Here is a 23611-nt window from a genome sequence, read left to right on the forward strand (position 1 = left end):
GTCGAACTACGACTGAGGAGCAGCCGGAGCAGTCGCGGCGCTGCCGCCGCCCGCCGGCCGAGCCGCCGCCTGAGCCTTCATCATCTTCTGAATCGGATTCATCAGGTTCTCGGCGACGAAGCCGCACTCCATGACGTACCGCGCCAGGCGGTTTTTAAAGATCGAGAAGAAGACAATTGCGGGAATGGCGACGGTCAGACCCTCCAGGGTTGTGAACAGCGCGGTCGCAATACCGTCGGCAAGCTGATAGGGCTTCGGGGACGTCGCCGAGGTGGCGATGACCTGAAACGCCAGCACCATCCCCTGGACCGTACCGAGCAATCCGAGCATCGGCGCGACCGAGCCGATCAGGCCCAGATAGCCGACTTTCTGCTCCATCGCCATCGTTTCGTCTTCGCCGACCTCCTGCATCCCCTGCTCGGCTTCTTCCCAGCTCCGGTTCAGCCGGCCCATGCCGGCGGTGAGAACCCGGGCGATGAACGAATCGTTGTTTTTGGCGAGTTCGAACGCGCCGGGCAGATCCCGCGCGTTGACCTTCTGCTCGAACTGCTCGACGAAGTCGGCCGGGAGATAGTTCGCCCGGCGGAGCTGGAGGAAGTCCATCATGATCAGGGCCACGAGCACGAACGAACAGAGCAGAATCAGGAATCCGAAGATCCCCGACGCCCGGATCATCCACGCCAGAAAGCTTTCCTGCTTGCGGCGTTCCAGTTCCGCGGCTTCCGCGTCGACGACACCACCGGCCGCGGCGGCGGCGGGAGCGGCCTCGGGGGCTGCGGTCTCTTCCTGAGCCGCGACGACAGAAATTCCGGCATCGGACGCCGACCAGCCGGCAAAGGCCAGCGAAGCCAGCAGCAGACATCCCCAGAACGGCCGAAACATGGCAGAGTCGCTCACACTGATCCCCTTCACGTGTCCACCTCTTCGCTGCGTCCGACAAACGCCGATTGAGATCGGCTTCCGGTCGCCGGGCAGTCCCCCTGCGGGGTCTGCAGACCGGTCTGCCACTCTCACCTCGTCGCCCGTCGCAATGTTCGAAACAGAAATTCTAGACGTTCGCAAAATCTGAATCCAGCCGCGACTTTGCGACCGGACCTCGCCGGAGTTTTCGTATCGCCGCGCCGGGAACCGCGATTGGCGACCGGCCGAGCCGATTGCGGGAGGACTCGATGTCTCGGCCTCCCGCGGCGGCCCGGAAAACAAGCTTACTTCATTGTCCGCCGTTTGCCTTTTTGGCCCATTCGCTGTTGGGGTAGGAGGCGACCAGCTTGGCCTGGGCGTCGATCGCCCGATCGTCGTGCTGCACCAGCCGCCACAACCGGGACAACTGATACAGACTTTCCGCATGCATCGCCGACTCCTTCGCGAACAGCACGTCGACGTGCAGGTAGGCGAGAATCGCCTCTTTGGTCCGGTTCAGTCCCTGCAGGCAGGCCCCTTCCAGGACATACGCCTCCGCCTGGAGGGCCGAATCGTCCGCGGGGCCCTTGTTCGTCACTTCTTCGAGCGAGGTCAGCGCCTCCGCGAAGTTGCTCTGCGCGGCCAGTCCCCGGGCTCGGCCGACCATGGCTTCGTACTTGCGAGCCTGCTCCGCGGGGTCGCTGCCGGCGGTCGTGATGACTTCGTCGTAGAGTTTCACAGCTTCGTCCGGCTTCCCCTCGGCGGAAAGGATCCGGGCCGTCGAAATGGTGGCGGCGAGCTTGAACTCTTTCCACGGCGACTGCGCCAGGATGTCGAACGCCGCGCGGGCTGCGGCGTAGTCCCCCTTGGCAAGCTGGACCTGGCCCAGGTAGCCGATTGCCTCGTAGTAACGGAAGCTGTCGCTGGCCGCTTTTTGAAATGCGGTCAGCTTCTGGATGGCTTCGTCCCGCTTTGCCGCGTCGACGAGCGCCTGCCGGGCGGTCACGCGGGCGATCAGGAATTCGATGTCGGTTTTGATGTTCGCGGAGCCGGCCTTGGCGGCTTCCTGCGACTTGGCGAGCCGGGCGAGGGCGCTTTCGAGACGGCCGCCGTTTTCGTCGCTGATTGCGACGGAGAGATCGGGGGGGGCGTCGTCCCAGGTGATCGAGGCGATGTCGTTGGCCGGGATGACGATCGCGTCGCCGGTCTGCGGCTTGACGGTAATCTCCGTTTTGGAGACCGCGGTCACTTCGCCGCTCAGCCGTCGGCCGCCGGACTTGCGCTGGATCGTATCGGCCTGGGCTGCAGAGATTGTCAGCGACGACGCAACGATCGCCGTCAGGCTCCATCGACTCCACTGATTCATCAAACTGTTCCTCGCGGGAGGCGCATCTGTCGTGGAAAAACTGATTTCTGGAAGGTCTCCGTCACGGGACGGAAGACGCAGTTTACGTCGGCTCGGGCGGCTTCGGTCGCGGGCGAGGTTTTGCAGGGGCTTCGCCGGACGAAGCCGGACGCTTCGGTGCGGGAGTTCCCTCGTCCGTTTTGGGTCGGGTGCGGCGGGGAGGAGGAGCGGTCGGGAAGCTGGGGGCTTCGATCCCGGTCGGCACGGAGAAACCCGCCGGGACTTTGAACGACGGCGGGGCCTCGGGGCCGCTGCCGACCATGTGACGTCGCGGGGTTTTACTCCCCTTCATCATCACGAAGCCGATCCCGGCCAGCCCGATGACCGCGACGACGCCGAAGATGATGAAGACCATCGAGCTCGACGCGAGGGGAGGGGCTGGTTCCGGCTTAGGAGCGGTGGCTTTGGCAATGGCCGCCTTTTCCGCCTCGACCTCCGCGAGCGTTTCCTCGGAAACCGAGGCGAAGTCCGGACTGGCTTCCAGTTTCTTCGGCTCCTTGCCGCCGTCCGCGAGGATCTGCTGGTAGATCTCGTTCAGCCGCTCGAGTTTGTCCTCGGGCGGATCTTTCAGGATGGCGACCGTGGCGACCAGCTCCATTTCGGCGAGATCGAGATCTTTCGTTCGCTGTTCGGTGCTGGTCTGGACCTGCGCCAGTTGGCGGCGGGCGGCGGCGACGTTGTAGCGCACCTCCAGAAAGCTGTCGAGCAGTTCGTGCGTGGGCTTGTTCTGATAGGCGTTCTGCAGGCGGTTCGACAGGTTGCCCCAGCCCCAGGCGCCGATGGTTTTGTCGCCGGTGAGTGAGGTTGTGAGATGCTTGATGGCGTCGGGGTCGCCGCTGGCGCCCCAGTCCTGAAACACGAAGGCGGCTTCCGTTTGTGCGCGGAGGTCGTTGCTGCGTTGCGCGAGAACCTCCGCCACCAGCGTCCTCGCCGCCTCGAAATCCTTTTTGAACCGGAGGGCCCGGACCTGGCGGAGCTTGACGGCGAGGAGCTGATCGGGGGGGGCGAAATTCGGATCGGCGGCGGCGCGGCTGATGACTTCGCCGTAGGCCTGGCCGGCTTTGTCGAAGAACGTTGCCGAGCGGGAGGGGTCGCTTTCGCTGACTTCGCCCAGGGCGAAGTACGTTTCGCCGATCCAGCTCAGGGAGCCGAAGGACTGGCCGTCTTTTCGCTGGGCCAGATCGTTGAGGAACGTTTCAAAGGAGCCCATCAGACTGTTGTAACGATCGGTTTCGCCGTTCTTGCGGAACCGCTCCAGTTCGTCCCGCAGCAAACGCCCCAGGCTGACATAGAGGTCGGTGATGTCGCCTCCGGCTTCGCCCCCGGCGACCTTTTCCATCGCGGTCATGGTGGCGCGGGCTTCGTTCAGCTTGCCGCTGCCGATGTAGCACCGCAGCAGCAGCTTGTACGATTCGGTGGCAAATTGCCGGCCCTGCACCCCTTTGGACGGTCGTTTGGTCTCGTCGGCGACCTGCACGGCCTTGATGACCGCGTGCGGATCGTTGAGGAGCAGCTTGATGGCTTCGGCTTCCTGCCCCTGGCTGACCATGATCTGCGCGAGCGACATCTTTGCCGCGATCAGCTCGGGGGGAGCGGCGCCTTCCTTCGGCAGGGCCGCGGACATTTTGGCGATGCCCGTTTCGAGCGACTTGCGGGCGGTCGCCTGCCACTCGGCGAGCTGCGCCGAGGTCGGCGACTCGTCCGGCTTGCGCCCGATTCCGAGATACGCCGACCAGTACGCCTGGCCGGAGGCCATCTGGGCGTCGGCGTAGCGGGTGTCGGCCTGGGGGACCTTGGCGAACCACTCGGCAGCGTCGAGGGGCCGTTTGACCTGGGTGTAAATTCGCCCCAGGGTCATGCGGGCGTCGTTGGCCTTGTCGCTCTCGGGCCAGCGTTCGGCGATCAGGTTGCAGGCTTTGACGATGAAGCCCATGTCGGGCTCTTTCTGCTCCGTCGTGCCGATCTCGTCATTGAAGGCCTGCACGAACGCGCCCATCGCCAGGTAGGCGGCGTCAAGGCCGGCGGCGGCGGACTCTTTGTCGGCAGTGCGTGCGACGTACTGGCAGAGAATGGCGGCTTCGTAGTTTTTACGCATCAGGTAGTACACGTAGCCGAGCATGTACCGCGCCTGATTGACGTTCTTGGCTTCGTCCCCTTTGTCCGCCAGTCGCAGCGACAGTTCGAACATCCGCGCCGCTTCGTTCAGCGTGTTCGTCAGGTCCTGTTCGAGGGTTTTGATCTCCTCGGCGGGCTGCTTCGTCTGCTTTGCGACGTCGATCTTCTTTTTGATGTCCTGAATCGGCGTAATCATCGACCGGCCGAGACCGAACGCCGTGTCGAAATTCGCCGGGTCCCGTTCCTTGCCGCCGAGCTTGGCGTCCATCCGCTGGATCATCGCCATGGCGACGTCGCGGTATTCGCCGGGGAATTTGACGATGTTCTGGGCTTCGGTGCGGGCCAGCTTCCAGTTCCGTTCGGCGTCGTTCTTGGGCAGTTCGCGGTTGTCGCCCAGCAGTTCGAAGGCGCGGGCGAGTTCCCAGCGGATCCCCAGCCCGGTCCGCGTGCGGCTGGTCGGACCGTTTTCTTTCAACCACTCCTGCGCCAGATCGATCACCAGTTGGTGATCTTTGCGGGCGTCCAGGTTGAGCATGATCAGCTTGAACTGCAGGGTCTGATCTTTGAGCCTGACCAGCGGCCCGGAGTCGCCGGGGTGATCGAGCAGCTCGTTGTAGATCCCCATCGCCTTCTGCAGGTCGCCCTGTTCTTCGTAGCACTTCCCCTGCCAGAGCCGGCCGTAGAGCCCGCCGACCTGGCTGCGATAGCGCTGATGCATCTGCTCGAACTGCCCGGCCGCATCGTCGAGCAGCTTCTTGCGCTCGGGGACGCCGACGTCCCAGGTCTGGGCTTCTTCGTAGGTGCACTGGCCGAGGTTCAGCAGGGCGCTGATCATCTGGAGTTCGGCGGCGGCGCGGTCGGCGAACTTCTGGGGATCCTTCTGCCTATCGATGAACGAGCCGAAGGCTTTCCAGGCGGCGTCGTGCTGGTCGTAGGCGGTCTGAAAGACTTTGCGGGCCTGCTGAATCAGACCGCGCGCCCGCTGCTGGTATTCGCCCCGGGCGCCCTGATTGGCCGGGGCGCGGGACTGCATGATCTCGACGCGGGCCTTGCCGAGCAGAATTTCCGCCCGCTGGGCGTTGGCGTCGCCGGCGCGGGGATGGCTGGGGCTGGCCTTGACGAATTCTTCGAGAAAGGCGAGGGCCTGATCGAGCTGCTCGGTCTGCGCTTCGGGACTGCGGGAGATCCGCGCGGCGTCCTGCAGGGTGAGCGCCTTTTCGAGCGGCACCAGCTCCTTCATCTCGGCAGGGACTTCCGGCCGGGCCTTGAGCTGATCGAGATACTGCAGCGCGAGGTCGTAATACTGACGCTCGCGCAGACCGTCGAGAAACTCCGCATACCGCTCTTCAGCGGGGAGCACCGTCGTCCAGAGCATGGCGGCGAGCCACACTCCTGCCGTCCAGCGACGAATCATTGTTGAAGATCCTGTCTGCAAGATCGCTGCGCCCGGACCGGCCGGTCCGGGCGTGCGCCAGTTCGCGAAGTTCGACAGATTGGTTCCAGCAGGATAAACCGCTGTCGATCCGAATGGCAAGCGGGTCAACCCCTTTCGCGGCTTGCAGATCGTACAGCCGGCCGACCACCCCGTGCGGGCGGAATTCTGCGACGAAGCTTACTTCACGATTTGCGGCGGCACCGGCGAATCGGGTGTGCTGGCGATAAGGGTTCGTCCGGCACGACCGGCAGGTCGGGAATGACTGGTCGTGATGGATGGGAGGGGAACGACATTGCAAACTGCAAAATGAAAAATCAAATCGCAAAATGGAGGAACTGCGAGTTTGCGGGAGGCCGGGCGGCAAGGAACGGACGGTCGAACGGCGGAGTTCCGTACGATGGACGTCCTCGTCCGTCGTTTTCGCCGTCGATGTGGTCGCGGCTGAGCAGCCGACGGACGTGACGTCCGTCGTACGACTGAAGGCGAAATCGGACGCGGTCGTTCTACGGCAGGTCAGGTGGCGATTTCGACCGCCGCCGGGGAATCGGTCCGGCGAGTTCGGGCGTTTTCGCCGACGCCGGGGTTCAGGAGCAGATGCGGCAGCATGTTGCGCGTGGCGGCGGCGTAGGACGTAAAGAACGGCAGCGGGTCCTCGTCAGTCTGCTGCTGCAGGCTGCGGGCGAAGGCGTGGAGCTCGTCGGCGGTGACCATCGGGCTGCGGTGGTGCGGTCCGTGGATGAAGATGTCCGCGTTGAGGTACGAGCAGACCCGGGTCAGCAGGCCGCCGCCGTAAACGGTGCGCGTCCCGCGCAGCGGATCGTAGCTGCTCATGCCCAGGTGTTCCGTGAATTTGCGTCCGGTCTGCAGGACGCCGGCGAGTCCCCAGGGGAGAACCCACGCCCGCAGGAAACCGGTCCACTGGTCATAGCAGCCGATGATCGTCAGCGCCACCCCCCAGAAGGCGAGAATGCCGAGGTATTCCCAGGCGATTGCGGTTCGCGACTTCGGCGGCAGCGGCGAATGGCGATGCCAGTAGATGCGGCCATAGATGAACGGGCTGGTGAGGAAGCCGGCGAACAGATCGATCCAGGCGAAGACGATGCGGAACAGGCGGGAGCATTGGGGATCCGAATAGGGCCAGAGCTCCCAGTCGACGGGCTTGTTCAAGTAGGCGTGGTGGCGGACGTGCGATTCGCGATAGGCGGTGGCGGGGATCAGGATCAGGGTTCCAATCACCTGCGCCCAGCCGCGGCAGCGGGGGTGCGTGTGGCGATGAGTGAACTCGTGAAACATGCTGGTGCCGCACAGGAAGAAGTACGACGTCCAGGCGACGATCGCCGCCTCCAGCCAGGGCCATGTCCCGTACCAGCAGACGGCGATGCCGGTGATCGACGGGAAGAGCAGAAAGAACAGCCGCCAGCGCAAGGAATCGAATTCGATCGTATCGTGCGTGTCGTTGGCGGCGGCGGTCGACTCGGGTTCGAGCAGTTCGGACATGAGCGGTGTCCTCCCAAAAAGGCTTCGGGAGAATTCTAACTGTCAGGTCGTCCGGATGTCATCTGTGCGGCCACGGGCGTCCGGATTACGGTTTTGCAAGAAAACTGTTATTCACACATGATCTTTGATCGACCACTTCGTGCGTTGCGGCGACGAAGGCGAGGACACGGCTGCCGCTGAGTTTCCCGACGAATCCAGTCCCGGTGAACTCATCGAAACTGGTAGTCTGTTCTGTTCGAGCGACGCGCCAGTGCGGACGCCAGACCATACGGCTGCCATTCTCTTGGACGCGGGGGTGCAAGGCCCCGGCCGGGCGAACAGAGTTCGAGCGACGATTTTATGACCGGCACTTCACGGAGGTGATGCGACATGAGGCCGATATTGATTCTGATTCTGATTGCAGTTCTCGCAGGGGGACCGGCGCCATCGAGCATTGCGGCGGAGGGCTCCCCGCAACGCTCTCCCTATGGGGTCGTGTACAATGAATGGAAGCCCGCGAAGCAGGCTCTGACGACGGCGATTCAAGAATCGCCCGCCGAACTGCGCCCCGAGCTTCGACGTCAACTGCGCGCATTGAACAGCCTTTATACGGCGAGGTTTGTCAACCTGGCGAAGGCGCACGCGACGGACCCCGAGACGTGGCAGGACTGTCTGATCTGGATCTCCGTCGAAGGCGTCGCGGGACCGGATTTCGACGCCATGATGGATTTCATGAGCGACCATGCCGGAGAATTGAAAGAGGAGATCCGGCTGCAGCTCGTGCTCCCGACCTTCATTCCCGCGCAATCGAGTCGACTTGATCCGGCGCTGCGCCATCTTGTGGAGACTCATCCCAATGCCAGCATCCGGGGATCGGCGCTGTATACGCTCGGTGCGAGATTGAAGACAAAGGCCGAGATCGAGAGTTCCCTGAAACTCTGCGACGAAGCGGAATCCGTCCTGAAGCGAGTCATCGCCGAGTTTCCGGACGTCGGAACTTACCACGGTCGAAACGGGGACAACGCCCAGAAGCTCCTCGACGAACTGCGCGGACCGTTCGCACTCGGCCGTCCGGCGCCGGACTTGTCGGGGATGGATCTGCAGGGGGAGAAGTTCTCGCTCACCTCTCTCAAAGGCAAGATCGTCGTCCTGTCGTTTTCCGGCCATTGGTGCGGTCCCTGCAAGGCGATGCACGCCGTCGAAAAGGAGCTGCTCAAGAAGCACTCGGCGGGAGACGTCGAACTGGTGGAAGTCAATACCGACAAGGACTTGGCGTCGGTCGCCGAGACGATGAAGAAGGACGGCCTCGCCTGGCGGTGTCTGGCGGACGGAAGTTCGGACGGCCCGCTGTCGCGCGCCTGGCAGATCGAGAGCTGGCCGACGTTTTACGTTCTGGATCGCGACCACAAGATCCGGTACAAGGCGACCGGCTTTCTGGGCGACACCTTGGACGCCTGGGTCAGCCGTCTGGTTGACGAGAGGCAGTGAGTCGATTGGCCGCCTGGGGCTTTCGCCGCTGTTGATGAACTGGATTGAACTGTTGTCCGGCGCGAATATGCGGCGGCGGGAGTTTGGCAAGTAGAATGTTTTTCGCCATGCAGCAGGCGCACATAATAGGACTCGTTTCGTGTCGAAATGGAAACAGACGGTGCCAGACTCCTGGGTTCACGAAACTCCCCAGTCCTGTTTTCCCGTCGCGATTCCCGATATCGCACGACAGGCCGGCTGGAAACCGGAGCCTCTCGATCTGCGGATCCGCGGGGTCTGCCACGTCCGACGTCCGATCGACCAGTTCTTTCGGTCCAGCGATGGCGGCTTGTATGCCCTCGGGCGTCACCTCTTCGAAATTGACCGACACGACCTGACGGCGCGTTGGATCGACGAGCCGGCGCTCATGGAAGACCGAATTCTTGATGTTGTTGCTGGCAGGGTCCTTTTCGCTCCCTGGGATTCAGAAGCTCCTGGCCTCACCTTGTCGGGAAGGCCTGTCCCTGTCCCGGAAAGCCTGGGGCCGGCATGCATGTCTTGTACACGGCCTGGCTCGCCGATCACTGCGGTTGGATTCGCATTTGGTCTAGCGGCGCTCGACCATAACGGCGATGTCGCCGCCGTCTGCGATCTCCGCGGACGAGTCGACAGCCCAGATCTGAGGCAATGGAAGCAAAGCCGAATCATCCTTCTGGACGATCGAGTCATTCTGGAGGGTGACGAGGTCCTGATCTGGGATTATGTGTCAGATGCGCTACTTCCAATTGCTCGACGAGCGGACGTCGAGTGCGTATTGGGATCGCAATTTGCCCTTCGTCGGCGAAACAAACGATTCTCCATTCTTGAGACCAGCGGTAAAGTCTCGTACCGCTGGGTCGATCAGAACAGCGATCACGTTGAACACGCAGCCTTGTGGGAAGGTGGACTCTGGATGGCGTGTTTTAACCCAAGCCCTTACCGCGAGCAGAACGGAGGAGGTCTCACACAATTCACCTACAAGTTTGACGGTTGTGTCGCCCGCGGCGGAATCCAGTATCGATACTACGTCGGCGACCTACGCGTGCGGGGGGCCGTGGACGCAAGAGACCTTCGAGGCAGCTTTCTCGCGCTGAGTGGAGGCCAAATCGTATTCATCGACTGGGCGACGGGATACGATGAGCTCGTCGCCAGAGCTGAGAACTCCGAAATCTGGGCTCTCTACTGGAGCGAGTCATCGCAACAGCTACTCGTCGCGGGCTGGTACGGCGACGTTTATGCGATTGACTTGAAGCAGACCATGGGTGACTTTCACGCCTCGTTGGCCAGATGGAAAGAAGCCGACGAAATAGGCGAGTGATACCCCGCAGTCGCCCCTTTCGACATTCTGCCTTGGTCATTCGATATTTCTTCCTGGCGTCTTTGCGTTCCTCTTTGCATCGTTGCGTAAAATTTTCCGTCTTCAGACCTGCCCGGTCGCCGCTTCCATGATTGCGGCTTCCGAGAACTGGTGGCGGGCGAACTCGCCCGTCAGCCGGCCTTCGCAGAGGACCAGGATCCGGTCGCAAACGGTGAGCAGCTCGGGAAGCTCGCTCGACGTGATCACGATCGCCAGGCCCTCCCGGCAGAGGCGGTCGATCAGGCGGTAGATCTCGGCCTTGGCCCCCACGTCGATGCCGCGGGTCGGATCGTCGAGCAGCAGCAGGCGCGGGCGGACCTGCAGGGCGCGGGCGATCAGGCACTTCTGCTGGTTGCCGCCGCTCAGGCTGGTGATCGGGGCTTCCCGGCCGGCGGTCTTGATCGCCAGTCGGCCGATTGCCGCGTCGACCAGCTCGCTTTCACGGGCGCGGCGAACGATTCCGGCCGAAGCGCATTTCGCCAGGGCCGCCAGGCTGATGTGTTCGCGCACGGACATCTGCGGGAAGATGCCGTAGCGTTTGCGGTCTTCCGTGACGAGCGAAACGCCCGCCGCCAGGGCTTCGTTCGGGTGATGGAATCGCACCCAGCGACCGGAGAGGAGGATTTCCCCTGTGGGGGGCTCCGGACTCGCTCCGGAGAGGCATTCGAGGAGTTCGGTCCGGCCGGCGCCCATCAGGCCGGCGATGCCGACGACTTCGCCGGCACGGACTGAGAACGAAACGTCCTTCAGCCGCCATTGCCGCGGATGATTCCGCCAGGGGAGGGACAGCCGGGTGACGCGCAGCCGTTCGTCGGACGGGCTGCGTTCCTCGGCGACCTCCACCGCCGCGATCTCGCGGCCGACCATCAGGGCGGTGATTTCTTCGGGAGACGTGTCGGCTCGATCCAGCGTCCTGACCACCTTGCCGTCGCGCAGGACAGTGATCCGGTCGGCGTTCCGGAAGACTTCGTCCATCTTGTGCGAGATGTAGATGATCGTGACCCCCTGGTCCCGCAGGCGGCCGATCACGCGGAAGAGACGTTCGACTTCGGTTTCCGTCAGGGCGCTGGTCGGTTCGTCCATGATCAGCAGGCGGCTGTTGAGCGAGAGGGCCTTGGCGATCTCGACGAGCTGCTGGTCGCCGATGCGGAGCCGGCGGACCGGTTCGCGGACGCCGATCACGCAGTCGAGTTGCTGGAAGAGCTCGCGGGCGCGGCGCTCCATCGCCGCCGTGTCGAGCCAGCCGAATCCGCGGGTCAGCTCGCGTCCCAGAAAGACATTCGCCGCGGCGGAGAGGTCGCTGACGAGGTTGAGTTCCTGGTGGATGATGCTGATGCCGCGTTCCTCGGCGTCGCGCGTCCCTGCCAAGCGAATCGTTTCGCCGTCGACTTCGATCCGTCCGTCGTAGTCGGTGATGACGCCGGAAAGGATCTTCATCAGCGTGCTCTTGCCCGCGCCGTTCTCGCCGCAGAGAGCGTGGAACTCGCCCGTCCGGACGGCAAATGAGACATCGCTGAGGGCGGTCACCGCCTGAAATCGCTTGGTCACGCCGTCGAAACGGATCAGCGGTACGATATCGACCATGAACGGGCTCCCTTCCACACTCAGGGGATCACGGCAGCGCCGGGGACGGCCCGCTTCAGCTTCATTCGCCCGCCGTCCGTCATCTTCGCGCCGGTCACGTCGACCTTCTTCACGGCGGGGAAGCTGCCGCCGCGCTGACCGACGAGCGAATCGTCAACCTGAGTTCCCGAGAGCCGCAGTTCGGCGACGGCGGGAAAGAACTTCAGCCGGGGGAAGAGCCGCAGGACGTCGCTGCTGGTGGCCTGGGTGCCGGCGAGATCGACGATCAGGCCGTCATCGTTCTGGCTGACCTTGCCGCCGAGCTGCTGAATCTGGCTGACCGCTGCGGAGCGCTGCCAGCCGGGATAGGCGCGGTCGAGTCCAATGCTGACGACCACGGTGGCGACAGCCCAGACGATCAGCAACATCCGGCGGGGACCGCCGGCCAGGTTGCTGCGCAGGATCAGCATCAGGCCCAGGGCCGACAGTCCGGTCAACCCGGCGAGCCAGCTCGTTTCGAGCTGCACGGATCCTGCGAGGAGTTTTCCGCCGATCAGGGCCATCAACGTGGCGGCCAGCAGCGTGAGATTCAGGATCGTCACCAGGCCGAGCCGGCCGGAAAGGAGTTTCCGGGCGATCCGCGACTGATCGGAGGATTTGGTCAACGTGACTGCGCAGACGACGAGGACGCCGACGATGAGTCCCTGGTAGACGTCGGCCCCGGTCTTGATGATCTTGGCGACGCCGTCGATGGCCACGCGCAGGAAGAGTGCCCCGAGGACGGTGCCGGTCATGGTGCCGACGCCTCCCTGCAGACTGCAGCCGCCAACAACGGCCGCGGCGATGGCGTTGAGTTCGGCGTTCACACCGAGCGTCTGCGGCGTGGCGACGCTCTGCTCGGCGACGGCGATCACGCCGGCGATGGAGGCCAGCACGGCGCTCAGGCAGTAGGCCAGCCACTTGAGATTGTCGGTCCGGATGCCGCTGAGCCGGGCCGCCTGTTCGTTACCGCCGAGGGCATACAGATGCCGCCCGATGACGGTCTTGCCGAGCAGGCCGGCCAGCAGGAGGGTGGTGACGCCCAGCAGGATCGCGGTGAAGGACCAGTGGGCCAGGGACCGGAATGTGGCGTCGGAGACGTTGATCTGCGTGCTCGTCCCCCCCTGGACTTCGAGCGTCACCGCTTCGCAGATAGCGCGGGCGAGACTTCGGAGACCGACGAGGGTTCCCAGCGTCGCGATGAACGGAGGCAGGCCGACAATGGTGATCAGCCAGGCATGCAGGCTGCCGATCATCACGCCGGACAGAATCGCGCCGCCAATGGCGGCGGCGATCACTCCGTGGGGAAGGGGCTGATTGGTCAGCATCTGCTCGGGAGCGAGGAGCAGCAGAATCGAGGCGCAGATCGTGCCGCTGAAGGCGATCACCGCCCCCACCGACAGATCGATGCCGCCGGAGATGATCACGATGGCGGCGCCGAGCGAGATCAGGCCGAGCTGCGAGGCAGTCCGAGTCAGATCGACCGCGCTGCTGCCGGGACGAAACCAGTAGTTGTGCTGAGTGTCGAGAACGAGGGTCAGCAGCGCCACGCCGATGACGGCGGCGAGCAGTCCGAATTCGTGCCGGCGGAAGATCGCGAACGGACCGGCATCCGCATTCGTCAATGAAGCTCCGTGGGACATTGCGGACTCTTTGTGACCAGCCAAGATCGCCCAGGGTTTACACCCTGGGCTACATTTGATCGCCCCTTGACGGGGCTACGGAAGACGGCCGGCATAGCCGGCCCTACGTGCAGCATTCGTCGTATTCTTCACTCACAACTAGCCACTAATCACTCGCCACTTCTTCAAGACTGCGTCAAATTGTACTTCGCCAGCCAGGCATTGAATTCGTCGAGCGTCAGGAACTCGACGTTGCCGGTGAAGAGGTCTTTCTCGACCGGCGAGTCGGCGTTCGGAACGACGACTTTCAGGCCGGTGTCGAAGATGTCTCCCTCGGGCTGGCCTAAGTTGGGGAGCATCTGCTTGATCGTGGCGTCGTCTTTCGTCTTCAGCGCCTTCAGCAGGCGGATCGCTTCCAGACCCATGGCATACGGATTCTGGACGACCATCGCGTCGATGTCCCCGTCGGCGGCCGCTTGAATCGTCAAAGGCTCGGCGTCGAAGACGACGACGGCGAAGTCCTTGCGGCGGTTCTTTTCGCGGAGGACGTCGACGATGGCCGGGGCGTTGTAGGACCAGATGCCGACCAGCGTATTGAGCTGCGGGTGGCTGAGCAGGGCATTGCGGACATTCTCGCGGGCGACGTCCGGCTTATTGGCGTCCGGCATGGCGTCCTTGGCCACGAACTTTTCGCCAGCCCCTGCGGCGAAGCCGCCGATGCGGTCCTTGGCGTTCTGCGCGGCCAGATCGCCGACGAACGAGACAAACTCGCCGCCCTCGGGCCGGAGGGCCTTGGCGCACAGGCCGAGGACCTGGCCGCCGGCGACGTTATCGGTCCCGATGAAGGCGTCTCGGGAATTGCGGAAGGTCGCCCGCTCGACGTCGGAGTCGACGGCGAGAATCGGAATTCCCTTGTCGCGCAGTTCCTTGAGCTGGGCGGCGATCGCGGCGTTATCGGCCTGCTGGACCGAGACCGCGATGCCGGCGATATCGGCCTGGCCGCCGAACTGCTTGAGCTTGTTGAGCTGGCCTTCGACGGTGCCGTCACCGGTTTCCATGATCGCCGTGAACCCGGCGTCGGCGAGGTTGAGTTCCTTTTCGGCGTCCTGAATGCCGGCCCGGCAGGCGTCCCAGTAGGGGGAGTTGCCGTTGGTCAGAAAGACGAACCGCTGCTTGCCGCCGGCGGCTCCCTCCGGCGCTTTCGCGGCGCTGGACGACCCGGCTTCCCGCGGAATGGAAGGTTCGCCGCAACCGACGAGCAGGGTGGTGCAGGCGACGCTCAGGCCAAGACAGATCAGGCTCCAGGGTTGCCGGCTCACGGTGATATCTCCGGGGGAACATCTTGAGAAGTGTCGTGTGGCGGCGAGCGCGCCGGGACCGGACCTCGCCCGCCATCGGAACCGAGCACGATATCCCGCAGACGCCCGGCGGGTCAATGAACTGCACTGGCGGCGGGATTGAGAATGGTTGCGCGGGGAGACAATGTCGAATGACGAAGGCGGAATGTCGAAAGTGACGGAGCGTACTCTGAACGCAAGGGTGGCCGGCGGCTGGAGCGTCGTCGCGAAGCCCCGGTCCGGACGCGACGGGGATCCAGCCCTCAGCCCCGCCAGGGGCGGCAGAGTCATAGCCCCGCGGCGTCAGCCCGCGATTCCGCGAGACACAATTAACGATCCGACAGGCCCCGGGCCGGGGCGAAAGAAGCCAGACGATTTGAATCGTCCCGCGGACAGTTTCACGTCGCCAGACCGCGCAGATACGCCACCAGTTTGCTGACATCTCGCAGAAACTGCTCGATTCCGGGAGGATCGGAGAGCGGGACCGGAAAGTCATAGCGCAGGTCGTACGCCGGGGTCCGTTCCATCATTGCGTGGTCGGCGAGCTCGTCGACGGGCATCTTCGGTCGCCGCCGCTGCGGCGGCGCGACGTTTCTTGCCATAAGTTCGGCACAGTAGCCGCTGCGATCCTTGTACTCGTGTTTGAAAATTCGGAGTCGCAGGTATTCCAGATGGAAGTTCACCTCGTCCCGCTCACCTTGCCGGAGTGCGGTGAGATCCCGGTGAAACTCGTAGATTGAGCCGTAGAACCCTCCATTGCCACGATAGACAATGGGTTCAGTCCCATCGAGCACGATGTCGAACAGGATCGCGGACGGGTCGTGCAGCGTTTCGGGAGTGCCGAGGACATCTCGGGTGACGAGACGGAGCACAACGCCTCCGAATCCGTACAACGTGAGAGTGCACTCCGGGATCGAGTGCCAGCCGAAATTGGTTCCTGGTAACGGCACCGCGTCACTCCTTCCGCTTCTGGTCAGCGGCTGACTTCGCGCAATCGCAGTTCGCCAGGCGGATCGCCAGGCGCCGGCAGCGTTCGACGAGCAGATCGAGGTGCGAGCCGGTGACCTGCTTGGTGCCCGAGGGGTAGTAGCTGCGAATGTCATCCACCATGTGGCCGGTACCACCGTCCCTCTCGGCGAACTCTTCGAAGATGCCGAACTGCTCGACGGCAAAGCTGGCGCGGATGCTTTGCTCTACGAGTCGCCACTCAACGGAAATCCAGCGGCACAGGCACAGCAGGACGACGAGCGTCAATCCGATCCGTTCGAATCTGCGCCGTCCGACATCACTTACCGGGGCTGAATTCGAAACCTGATCCATGATGCCACCTCATCCCGGCAGACCGCCGCCTGAGTCTGAACTCCGCCGCCGTCCCGACAGCAGCGCGCAGAGCGTCAACCCGACCGCGCACCCCACATACACCATCGCATTCGGCGTGCGCCCCGTCCACGTCTGCCAGGGCCAGGGGAGGTGGAAGAAGCCGAAGTTCAGGCCGAAGTAGAGCCATGTTGTCAAAAGCAGCGACAGCCGCAGGCCCGGCGCGGCGGGGGCGTCTTTCGGCCTGCGTATCAGCCAGACGGCGGCGAGCGTCGTCAGCGCGACCGGGAGCACGAAGTAGATCAGCCAGCCGGGCAGTGGGGCGACCGACGGGTCTTTGTACACGAGCTGGCGGACCGTCTTGCCGGCGATGGGAAAGGCGGTGATCGGCAGAATCAGCAAGGACGGCCACCAGCGGCCGCCGGCGCTGCCGACGATGGGGATCAGGGCGAGGACCAGGCCCATTTCGTAGAGTCTGCTCGGGAAGGCAAGGCCGGTGAATTCGGCGCAGGCGAGCAGCGTGACGTGCGCGATCACCAGCACGGCCTCGAAGACCGGCAGGAGCGTCGGCGCGGGAACTTTGGTCGGCGGCGCGATGCGGCGCTGATGGAGCCAGAGGCCGAGCCCCAGCGTGGCCCCCATGATCAGGCCGAAGGTGGTCTCCATGCAGTTCCACCAGTTCATGATCGGATCGAGCCAGATCCAGACGCCGGTGCGGAAGAGTTCGGGGTTCCAGGCGTGGAAAGCCTGCAGCGACTGGCCGCCGGGGAAACCGAGCGCGCCGCCGAGCAGGCCCCACAAACCCATCCGCCAGGCGAGGCCGTCGCGGCGGACGCCGCCGGTCCAGACGAGCAGACCCGCCAGCGCCAGGACCATGCCCCCCCAGGCTTCGCGGCGGGGCTTTAACGCTTCGGCATCGGGCTCCCAGACCCAGTCGGCGGAGAAATAAACCGCGGGCAGAACCTTGTTCGCCGGGTCATACGGCTGATTGATGAGCCAGACGCCGAGCAGCGACAGGCCCACCATCGCCAGCAGAACCAGGAGCAACTCCCAGCAGCGGTAGCGGACGCCGCTCAGCCCCATGCCGAGGAACGCCCCGGCGAAGCCGATCCAGAGCCCCCCTTTGATCGCCAGGCCGAGCATGCCCCAGAGGAGGGCGTCCCAGTGCCCGATGACGGGAGCGTTCTGGGTCAGTCCGATCGTCTGGCCGTAAGTTTCCGAGCCGCCGATCCCCATCGCCGCGGTACACCAGGCGACGGCCCGCAGGGTGAAGAGGGACGGAGCGGCGGGGCAGTAGAGGAGGGCGAGCACCAGCCCCACGAGCAGCCCGGCGAGCATCGCCCCGGTTTCGTGGCCGTATTGACCGCGAATCCCCCAGGCCATGCCGCCGGCGAGCGAGGGGAAGAGGAGGGATTGCCAGAGGGGCGGGGACGCGGGTTGCAGGGGCATGCAAATATCTTGTCATGCGAGCACGATTGGGAAAGTCGCGCCAGCATAACGAGAAGCTTCGGACTCGGCTGCAAGGATCGTGGCAGAGTCGAACTGTGGGCGTCAAATCTCGATCGTAATCGCAGTAGGCCGCCTGACTCTCAACAGTCGCGGCCAATCAACGTAGTTCGATGACAGCCAGGACAGGGCGATGGTCGGAGGCCACGGGCTCCGGCAGAACCTCAACTGAGATCACCCGGAAACGTCCGCGGGGACGAGCGAGGATATAATCGATCTGGTTCGCGGGTTCGCCAGACGGGTAGGTTGCAAGCGGCCGATCGGACGTTGCAACCAGCCATTCCTGCGACAGAATCCGGAGCGGCTCGCTGTCCGGATTAGCATTCAGATCGCCCGCCAGAATGACCGGACGATCTGAACCCGCGAAGATCTCGTTGAGCTTCGCAGCTTGCTGCTGGCGTAACTGCTCCTGGTTGTGGTGCAGGTGCGTGGTGACCAGCGAGAATTTCTGTCCGGCTGCCTCGAACTGGACCTCGGCAGCGATCCGGCGTTCGCGCTCCGGCATGCCGGGGAGCCAGTGGATCGTGGGCTCCGACAGCGGGAAGCGGGAAAGGACGGCCTGGCCGTACTCGCCCCCTTCGTAGTCAATCTGTTTGCAGAATCGGCCGTGAAGGCCCGTGAGCCGGGCCAATTCTGCGGTCTGGTCGACGCCGCCGGTGCGATCCGTCCGATTGTCGACTTCCTGCAATGCGACCAGATCTGGTCGAGCCCCGAGGATGACTTCTGCCAGGCGCGGCAGGGCGACCTTACCGTCGGTTCCTTCGCCGTGGTGGATGTTGTAGCAGAGGACTCGGAGCCGACTGGAGTCGGGTTCGGCGGTGCTGGCGTATTCGCAGACCGACAGAACCAGGACGGCTGTCAGAGCCAACGGCATGTTCGCGCGGAATACGACGGACAACCGGCGAAGTCGTGGCATGATGGAATCATTCCGGCAGGTAACGGAGAAACGTCAGGGGAGATCGATCTTCAACTCGCGATCGCCCCCCGCAGGGATCTCGACCGAAATGCCGGACTTCTCGGCGTTGCCGTATTTCGCCGGGAGTTTCAGCTTCGGCGCCGGAGGAGGCGCAAAGTCGTTCATTCCATCGCCGCCACTGCCCGGCGGTCCGACAAAGACGACTGCGACCCGGTGACTGCCGACGACAGCGCCGTCGCCGGGAGCGTTTGTCCCGAGAGTGAATTTCCCATGCTCGTCGGTGGTCCCTGCCGCCGGGCGCTGCGGCGCCTGAGGAGTGAGGAGCACCTGATAGTAGGCCAGGGGCTGGCCCTGGTGAGTCAGAGTTCCACCAGCGGAAACCGTGGCTTCCCGATCACCCGTCGGTTGAGACGGGTTGCATCCGAGGGTGGCACAAGACATGGCACACGCAATCAACACTCGTCGACAAGACATCCCTGAAACCCCGTTAAACAATGGCAAAGGCAATAGCGTGGCTAGCAGCGCCTCGGTGGAGGCGATACATCCAGCGACGCATCGCCTCCATACGGAAATGTTCAGTTTCCAGGCATCTTAGAACTCGCCGACGACTTCGCCGTTGCGTGTGGAACCCACGGCCCGCCAGATATTGCCGTCGACGTTCTCGCTGGCGAAGCGAACGGAGCCGTCGGCCATGACCACGTGCGATCCCCCGACGTGATAGCTGCGGGTCGCCAGGTGACCATTGAACGTCGACGTTGGAAGGGTCGTAATGCAATCTCGCAGACGCGCATTGGGCGTCAGCGTATGCGTGTAGTACGTCGCCACCAGCAGGCCGCGATAGTACTGCAGGCCGCGATAGGCCCAGGCATTGCCGGCGCGGTTTTCGCAGGCGGTCGGCGCCGCGAGTTGTTCGGCTGACGTAAATGCCGACCCGTAGTTGGTCGCCACCAGAAAATCTCGCGGATCGCCGGCGGGCACCACAAGAAACGAACCGCCGGGATTGACGGGATTGTTCGGCCCCTTTTTGATTTCGCCGAACATGGCAGTATTTGACGTGCCGTCGGTAATGTGTCCAATGCGTGTGCTGGAGTTCCGGAAGAACACGCCGTGGTACGGCGTCGGAGAGGTTGGCATCTGAGTGGCGATCGAACCGAGGCACTGCACGTAATTCGTGCTGGCGGCGAGAATGAGTCCGGCGACGTTGTTCGTGATCGGTCCGATTTCGGACGGGCAATGGTACGACGGAATATTCTGCACACGGGCGTTCGCGTTGTTGTTGTTGCCGTTGACCTGGAAGTTGAAGTTAAACGTGTTGTAGTTATTTCCGCCGTCCAGGTACGGCAGGATATACGCGTGCGTCGACGCTTGAGGAATCTCGCCAGCACCATAATTGACCGAGACGTCCCCCGGCGGGAAGACGGTGAATGTCGACTCGTAATTGTGCAGCGCCAAGCCAATCTGCTTGAGATTGTTCTTGCACTGCGTGCGCCGGGCCGCTTCGCGGGCCTGCTGCACGGCCGGCAAAAGCAGGGCAATTAGAATCGCAATAATGGCAATGACGACGAGCAGTTCAATCAGCGTAAAGCCACGTTTCCGAACCACAATCGCTCCTTCAGAAGTAAAACCAGAAAACATCAATGACCACCGAAAATTGCCTGGGGAAATGGCGAGAACTCGAGGCGTGATTCCCACATTCCGCAGTTCGCCGACAGGTTACGAGGCGGATTCGAACTTTCCATGAAGTTCGCAGGTGTTTTCACCAGCGAGATCTTCTTGCTGCAGTTTTCCGGTCGCAACTGACAAAACGGCCGGGTGGGCGTACGAATCACGTAAAACGATGCTGCGAAAAGGTTTTCACGAACTGCGACAGCCCGAATCGCCTCAGACGCCATCGCGACGGCCAGTCCGGCGACGATACCGGAACGTCCGGATATTGGTGTTTGCACTACAAGCCGTTTGAGGGTATCTGGCGTATCACCGCTCAGCAAGCGACCGACGGGAATCTGTCGGTCATTTCAGCGAGCGACACATCCAACTGATCCAGATGAGTGGCCGGACTCAAGTCGGTGACCTCGGGTTTGAGCGGCGGGCCGATTCGACTTCGAACGCACTCGATTGAGGCGATCAGACTACGGTCGGCGATGGAATCGACGTACATCGATCTGAGGGACCCGCCGACTGACCGACGACGTTCATGAGCTTGAATTTCGGTGGCTCATTGCCCCACAAACCACGGATTCCCCAGCACCCAGATCCGCTCAGCCCCGGCGACGTACAGCCAGAGTTCCAGCCGGTAGACTCCCGGTTCCTCAAGTGCGAACTCGAAGGCCCGGCCAGTCCCCGCAGTCACTTGCTCGCCGCTGCGGACAGATTCTGGTTTCCCGTCCAGACTCATCTACGCCCAGATCTGCGATATTCGGGCTCGTATGGCAGGATCGACGCTAAGGAACTCGACGCCGTGCCCACTTTCCGGGATTGATGCGTGAACCGAGCGGTTCCCGGTCGGAGGTCGGGGCAATCGCGCGAGCGATGTAGATAAACCGGATACATGCTTGCCGGCCCGCAAGATGCAAAGAAAAGGCCAGCTAGGGCGTGTGGACATTCATAGGACATCGACCATGAGCGCCGCCAGCCAGACGAAGCCGGCGAAGTTTTCGAGGGTCTTTTCGTAACGTGTGGCCACGCGGCGAAACTGTTTGATGCGGTTGAAGAAGCGTTCCACCTGGTTGCGGTGTTTGTAGCGCTGCTTGTCGTAGCGCTTCCTGGTCTTGCGGTTCTTGTGGGGCTTGATGCAGGCTTTCGCCTGCAGTTTCCGGATCTGGTCTCGCGTTTCATCTCCGTCGTAGGCCGTATCTGCGATCACGTGTTCGATTTGTCCGGGTTCGAACGATTCGAGCAGCGCGCGGCCATGAGGGCCGTCTCCGTCCTGCCCGGGACTCAGGTGCATGGCCGCCAGATGTCCGTTCTTTTCCACCGCCGCGTGGATTTTGGTGTTCAGACCTCCGCGAGAGCGGCCAACGCCGCGACGGCGGTCCGCGTCTTCTTTTTTTCCTCCGCTTCGCGTCGGCCGCCAACGGCGGCCAGATGGACCTTGATCGATGTCGAATCGAGTTGCAGTTCCTCAAGATCGAGTTCGCCGAGCTCCCGGACGACGGCCTCCCAGACCCCGTTCTCGCACCAGCGATCAAACCGCCGCCAGACGGAGTTCCAGTTGCCAAAACGCTCCGGCAGATCGCGCCAGGGCACTCCCGTTTTGGCCACGTACAAAACGGCGTCCACGAACAGCCGATTGTCCTCCCCGGACCGGCCGGGATCGCCCGGCTTTCCAGGAAGCAAATTCCGGATACGATCCCATTGTTCATCCGTGAGAGCATGTCGCGGCGGCACTGCGAGGTCCTCCATGACCAGTTTCAAGCCGCAAGATCATTGCAATTCCAGGAAATCTCCGAAAGAGGAATGTCCACACGCCCTAGGGTCTGGTCGCCCAGACGCGAGCCGTCAGCGGACAGCTCTCCCAACTGGCAGGCTTCAGCTTATTCCCCCGTCGCAGTGATGTCAATGGCACAGTGATCGGACGCACAGAATCACGGAATCTCGGGGCCGAAGAAGAACTCCACCGCCGGATTCTGGCGATTGTCGTCCGCTCCTGGGTGCAGACGGCCGAAGTCCCTCGCTACTCCGCCCCCACAAACCACGGATTCCCCAGCACCCAGATCCGCTCCGCCCCGGCGACATCCAGCCACAGCTCCAGCCGGTAAATGCCCGGTTCGGCGATGGCCTGCTCGAAGGCCCGGCCAGTTCCCTCGGCGACTTGCTCGCCGTTGCGGATCAGTTTCCAGTGACCGGGCAGCGGGGCCCGGGCTTGGAGGTGCAGGCCGTCGGACCACGCCGGGCGGCTCCCCAGTTCGTGGCGGGCGTCTCCCGCGAACACCGCGGCGTCGAAGCCGGTGGAATCCGCGAGCCAGTCGAAGGCGACGAACGCCCGGCCGGCTTCCAGGGCCTCCCACAGGGCGGGCTGCGTCAGTTCCGGCATCAGCACATGCGTGGCCACGTGGCGGAGAGCGTTGGCGTATGGGTCGAGCTGCAGCTTGAACAGGATTGACGGGTCGGCGCCGGCATCGGACGGGGGGAGCGTGGCGAGCAGAGGCTGGACGGCGGCGGCGGGGAGTTCGATCAGTTTCTCGCCGAGGGGATCTTCGACGCGGACTTTGTCTCCATCAATCTTGCGGATAACGAGTCCGACGTTCTGGTGGGCGTCGTTCGCGGAGACGCCGGTGTGCGGGGCGAGCTGGCAGAGCTGGTCCCAGCGCTTGAGATAGTCGGCGGGGTAGTCGTGCAGGGCGGAATAAGCCTCCTGCGGATACTTGCGGATCAGCCCGGAGGCGGTGACGAGCCAGAGGGGATTCCTCATGGCGGCGATCAGCCGCTTTTCTTCTTTGAAGTCGGCGTGCGTGTTATAGATCTCGTTGCCCGTGATGCCCGTAAGCTGCCAGTCCATCCGCTCTTCGAGGTGCGAGACGAACGTCAGGCCCCCCCGGCTGCGGACGACGTCCGAGAAGTCCTGGACGGGGCTGGCTTCAAACTTGCGGAAACTCTCGCGGGGGAAGACCAGCAGCCCCTTGGCCTCGGCCCCGGGAATCAGCAGGACGCCATCGCGCAGCCCCTGATGCCCGTCGTCGAAGCTGTCGTACGTCGCGGCGGTGTGGTCCGTGAACATCAGGATCTGCGTCCCGACCGATTTCGCGGCGGCGACGATGTCTTCGATCTTCCCGCGGCTGTCGTGCGACAGGAGGGAGTGGACGTGAAGATTGGCCCGGTACTCGCGGAGCGGGCCGGTGCGGGGGATTTCGACTCGCTGAGACTTCAGGGCTTCGACCGCCTCGTGCATGGCGGCGAGACGTTCAGGGGCGAAGCGGTCGAGGGCGTCCTCGGCAGTTGCGCGGGAGACGGAAATCAGCGCAAGAATGGTGACCAGGAGCAGACGTGACATGACAGGGCCTGCGGCAAGAGAAGCGAGAAAGGGGGACCGGGCGAGTATGCCGCTCAGGCCGGGGGTTGCCAAGCAGGACAAGGCCTGTGCAACGCTGACAGCCCGGCGAGGCTCGCCAGCGGCACAA

General features: G+C 63.4%; 19 protein-coding genes. 2 read left to right on the plus strand and 17 right to left on the minus strand.

Going from position 1 to position 23611, the window contains the following annotated elements; translation table 11 throughout:
• Positions 1-6: 6 nt before the first annotated feature.
• The 4 genes from SH412_RS11135 to SH412_RS11150 form a co-directional block, all read right to left on the minus strand.
• Entirely contained in the window at positions 7-897 is an 891-nt protein-coding gene (locus tag SH412_RS11135) for a MotA/TolQ/ExbB proton channel family protein (protein WP_336523589.1), read from the minus strand.
• Positions 898-1210: 313 nt separating this feature from the next.
• Positions 1211-2266 carry a tetratricopeptide repeat protein gene (locus SH412_RS11140; RefSeq protein WP_336523590.1) on the minus strand — a complete coding sequence of 352 codons (1056 nt, stop codon included), beginning with the start codon at positions 2264-2266 and terminating at the stop codon, positions 1211-1213.
• Between the two features lie 82 nt (positions 2267-2348).
• Positions 2349-5834, minus strand: a complete 3486-nt coding sequence (locus tag SH412_RS11145; RefSeq protein ID WP_336523591.1) for a tetratricopeptide repeat protein — start codon at positions 5832-5834, stop codon at positions 2349-2351.
• A 534-nt stretch (positions 5835-6368) separates the two neighbouring features.
• Positions 6369-7352, minus strand: a complete 984-nt coding sequence (locus tag SH412_RS11150) for a fatty acid desaturase family protein (protein WP_336523592.1) — start codon at positions 7350-7352, stop codon at positions 6369-6371.
• A 369-nt stretch (positions 7353-7721) separates the two neighbouring features.
• Here SH412_RS11150 and SH412_RS11155 point away from each other — a divergent pair, with 369 nt between their 5' ends.
• Both SH412_RS11155 and SH412_RS11160 read left to right on the plus strand, forming a co-directional pair.
• On the plus strand, positions 7722-8819 hold the full coding sequence (locus SH412_RS11155) for a TlpA family protein disulfide reductase (protein WP_336523593.1): 1098 nt from the start codon (positions 7722-7724) through the stop codon (positions 8817-8819).
• A 139-nt stretch (positions 8820-8958) separates the two neighbouring features.
• Entirely contained in the window at positions 8959-10155 is a 1197-nt protein-coding gene (locus SH412_RS11160; RefSeq protein ID WP_336523594.1) for a hypothetical protein, read from the plus strand.
• Positions 10156-10257: 102 nt separating this feature from the next.
• Here the strand turns inward: SH412_RS11160 and SH412_RS11165 are convergent, their stop codons facing one another.
• The 13 genes from SH412_RS11165 to SH412_RS11225 all read right to left on the minus strand — a co-directional run bounded on the left by SH412_RS11165 (position 10258) and on the right by SH412_RS11225 (position 23484).
• Positions 10258-11778 (minus strand): sugar ABC transporter ATP-binding protein, encoded by a 1521-nt coding sequence (locus tag SH412_RS11165; RefSeq protein WP_336523595.1) that lies wholly within the window; start codon positions 11776-11778, stop codon positions 10258-10260.
• A 20-nt stretch (positions 11779-11798) separates the two neighbouring features.
• Positions 11799-13439 carry an ABC transporter permease gene (locus SH412_RS11170; RefSeq protein WP_336523596.1) on the minus strand — a complete coding sequence of 547 codons (1641 nt, stop codon included), beginning with the start codon at positions 13437-13439 and terminating at the stop codon, positions 11799-11801.
• Positions 13440-13603: 164 nt separating this feature from the next.
• Positions 13604-14737, minus strand: a complete 1134-nt coding sequence (locus tag SH412_RS11175; RefSeq protein WP_336523597.1) for a substrate-binding domain-containing protein — start codon at positions 14735-14737, stop codon at positions 13604-13606.
• 416 nt (positions 14738-15153) lie between these two features.
• A complete protein-coding gene (locus SH412_RS11180; RefSeq protein ID WP_336523598.1) occupies positions 15154-15705 on the minus strand; it encodes a hypothetical protein in 552 nt (183 codons plus the stop codon).
• A gap of 4 nt (positions 15706-15709) precedes the next feature.
• Positions 15710-16009, minus strand: a complete 300-nt coding sequence (locus SH412_RS11185) for a hypothetical protein (protein ID WP_336523599.1) — start codon at positions 16007-16009, stop codon at positions 15710-15712.
• A 75-nt stretch (positions 16010-16084) separates the two neighbouring features.
• On the minus strand, positions 16085-17521 hold the full coding sequence (locus SH412_RS11190) for a hypothetical protein (protein ID WP_336523600.1): 1437 nt from the start codon (positions 17519-17521) through the stop codon (positions 16085-16087).
• Between the two features lie 157 nt (positions 17522-17678).
• Positions 17679-18494: an endonuclease/exonuclease/phosphatase family protein gene (locus SH412_RS11195; RefSeq protein WP_336523601.1), complete on the minus strand. Its 816-nt coding sequence runs from the start codon at positions 18492-18494 to the stop codon at positions 17679-17681.
• 33 nt (positions 18495-18527) lie between these two features.
• Positions 18528-18935: a hypothetical protein gene (locus SH412_RS11200; protein WP_336523602.1), complete on the minus strand. Its 408-nt coding sequence runs from the start codon at positions 18933-18935 to the stop codon at positions 18528-18530.
• A gap of 150 nt (positions 18936-19085) precedes the next feature.
• A complete protein-coding gene (locus SH412_RS11205; RefSeq protein WP_336523603.1) occupies positions 19086-20096 on the minus strand; it encodes a DUF1559 domain-containing protein in 1011 nt (336 codons plus the stop codon).
• 613 nt (positions 20097-20709) lie between these two features.
• Positions 20710-20889: a hypothetical protein gene (locus SH412_RS11210; RefSeq protein ID WP_336523604.1), complete on the minus strand. Its 180-nt coding sequence runs from the start codon at positions 20887-20889 to the stop codon at positions 20710-20712.
• Positions 20890-21096: 207 nt separating this feature from the next.
• Complete coding sequence (locus SH412_RS11215) at positions 21097-21594, minus strand: IS5 family transposase (protein ID WP_336524152.1); 498 nt, start codon at positions 21592-21594, stop codon at positions 21097-21099.
• Positions 21489-21896 (minus strand): IS5 family transposase, encoded by a 408-nt coding sequence (locus tag SH412_RS11220; RefSeq protein ID WP_336518887.1) that lies wholly within the window; start codon positions 21894-21896, stop codon positions 21489-21491. Before SH412_RS11220 ends, SH412_RS11215 begins: the two co-directional genes overlap by 106 nt.
• A 271-nt stretch (positions 21897-22167) precedes the next feature.
• On the minus strand, positions 22168-23484 hold the full coding sequence (locus SH412_RS11225) for a PHP domain-containing protein (RefSeq protein WP_336523605.1): 1317 nt from the start codon (positions 23482-23484) through the stop codon (positions 22168-22170).
• Positions 23485-23611: the final 127 nt, after the last annotated feature.

It is taken from the genome of Planctellipticum variicoloris, assembly GCF_030622045.1.
GTDB classification, from domain to species: Bacteria; Planctomycetota; Planctomycetia; order Planctomycetales; family Planctomycetaceae; genus Planctellipticum; species Planctellipticum variicoloris.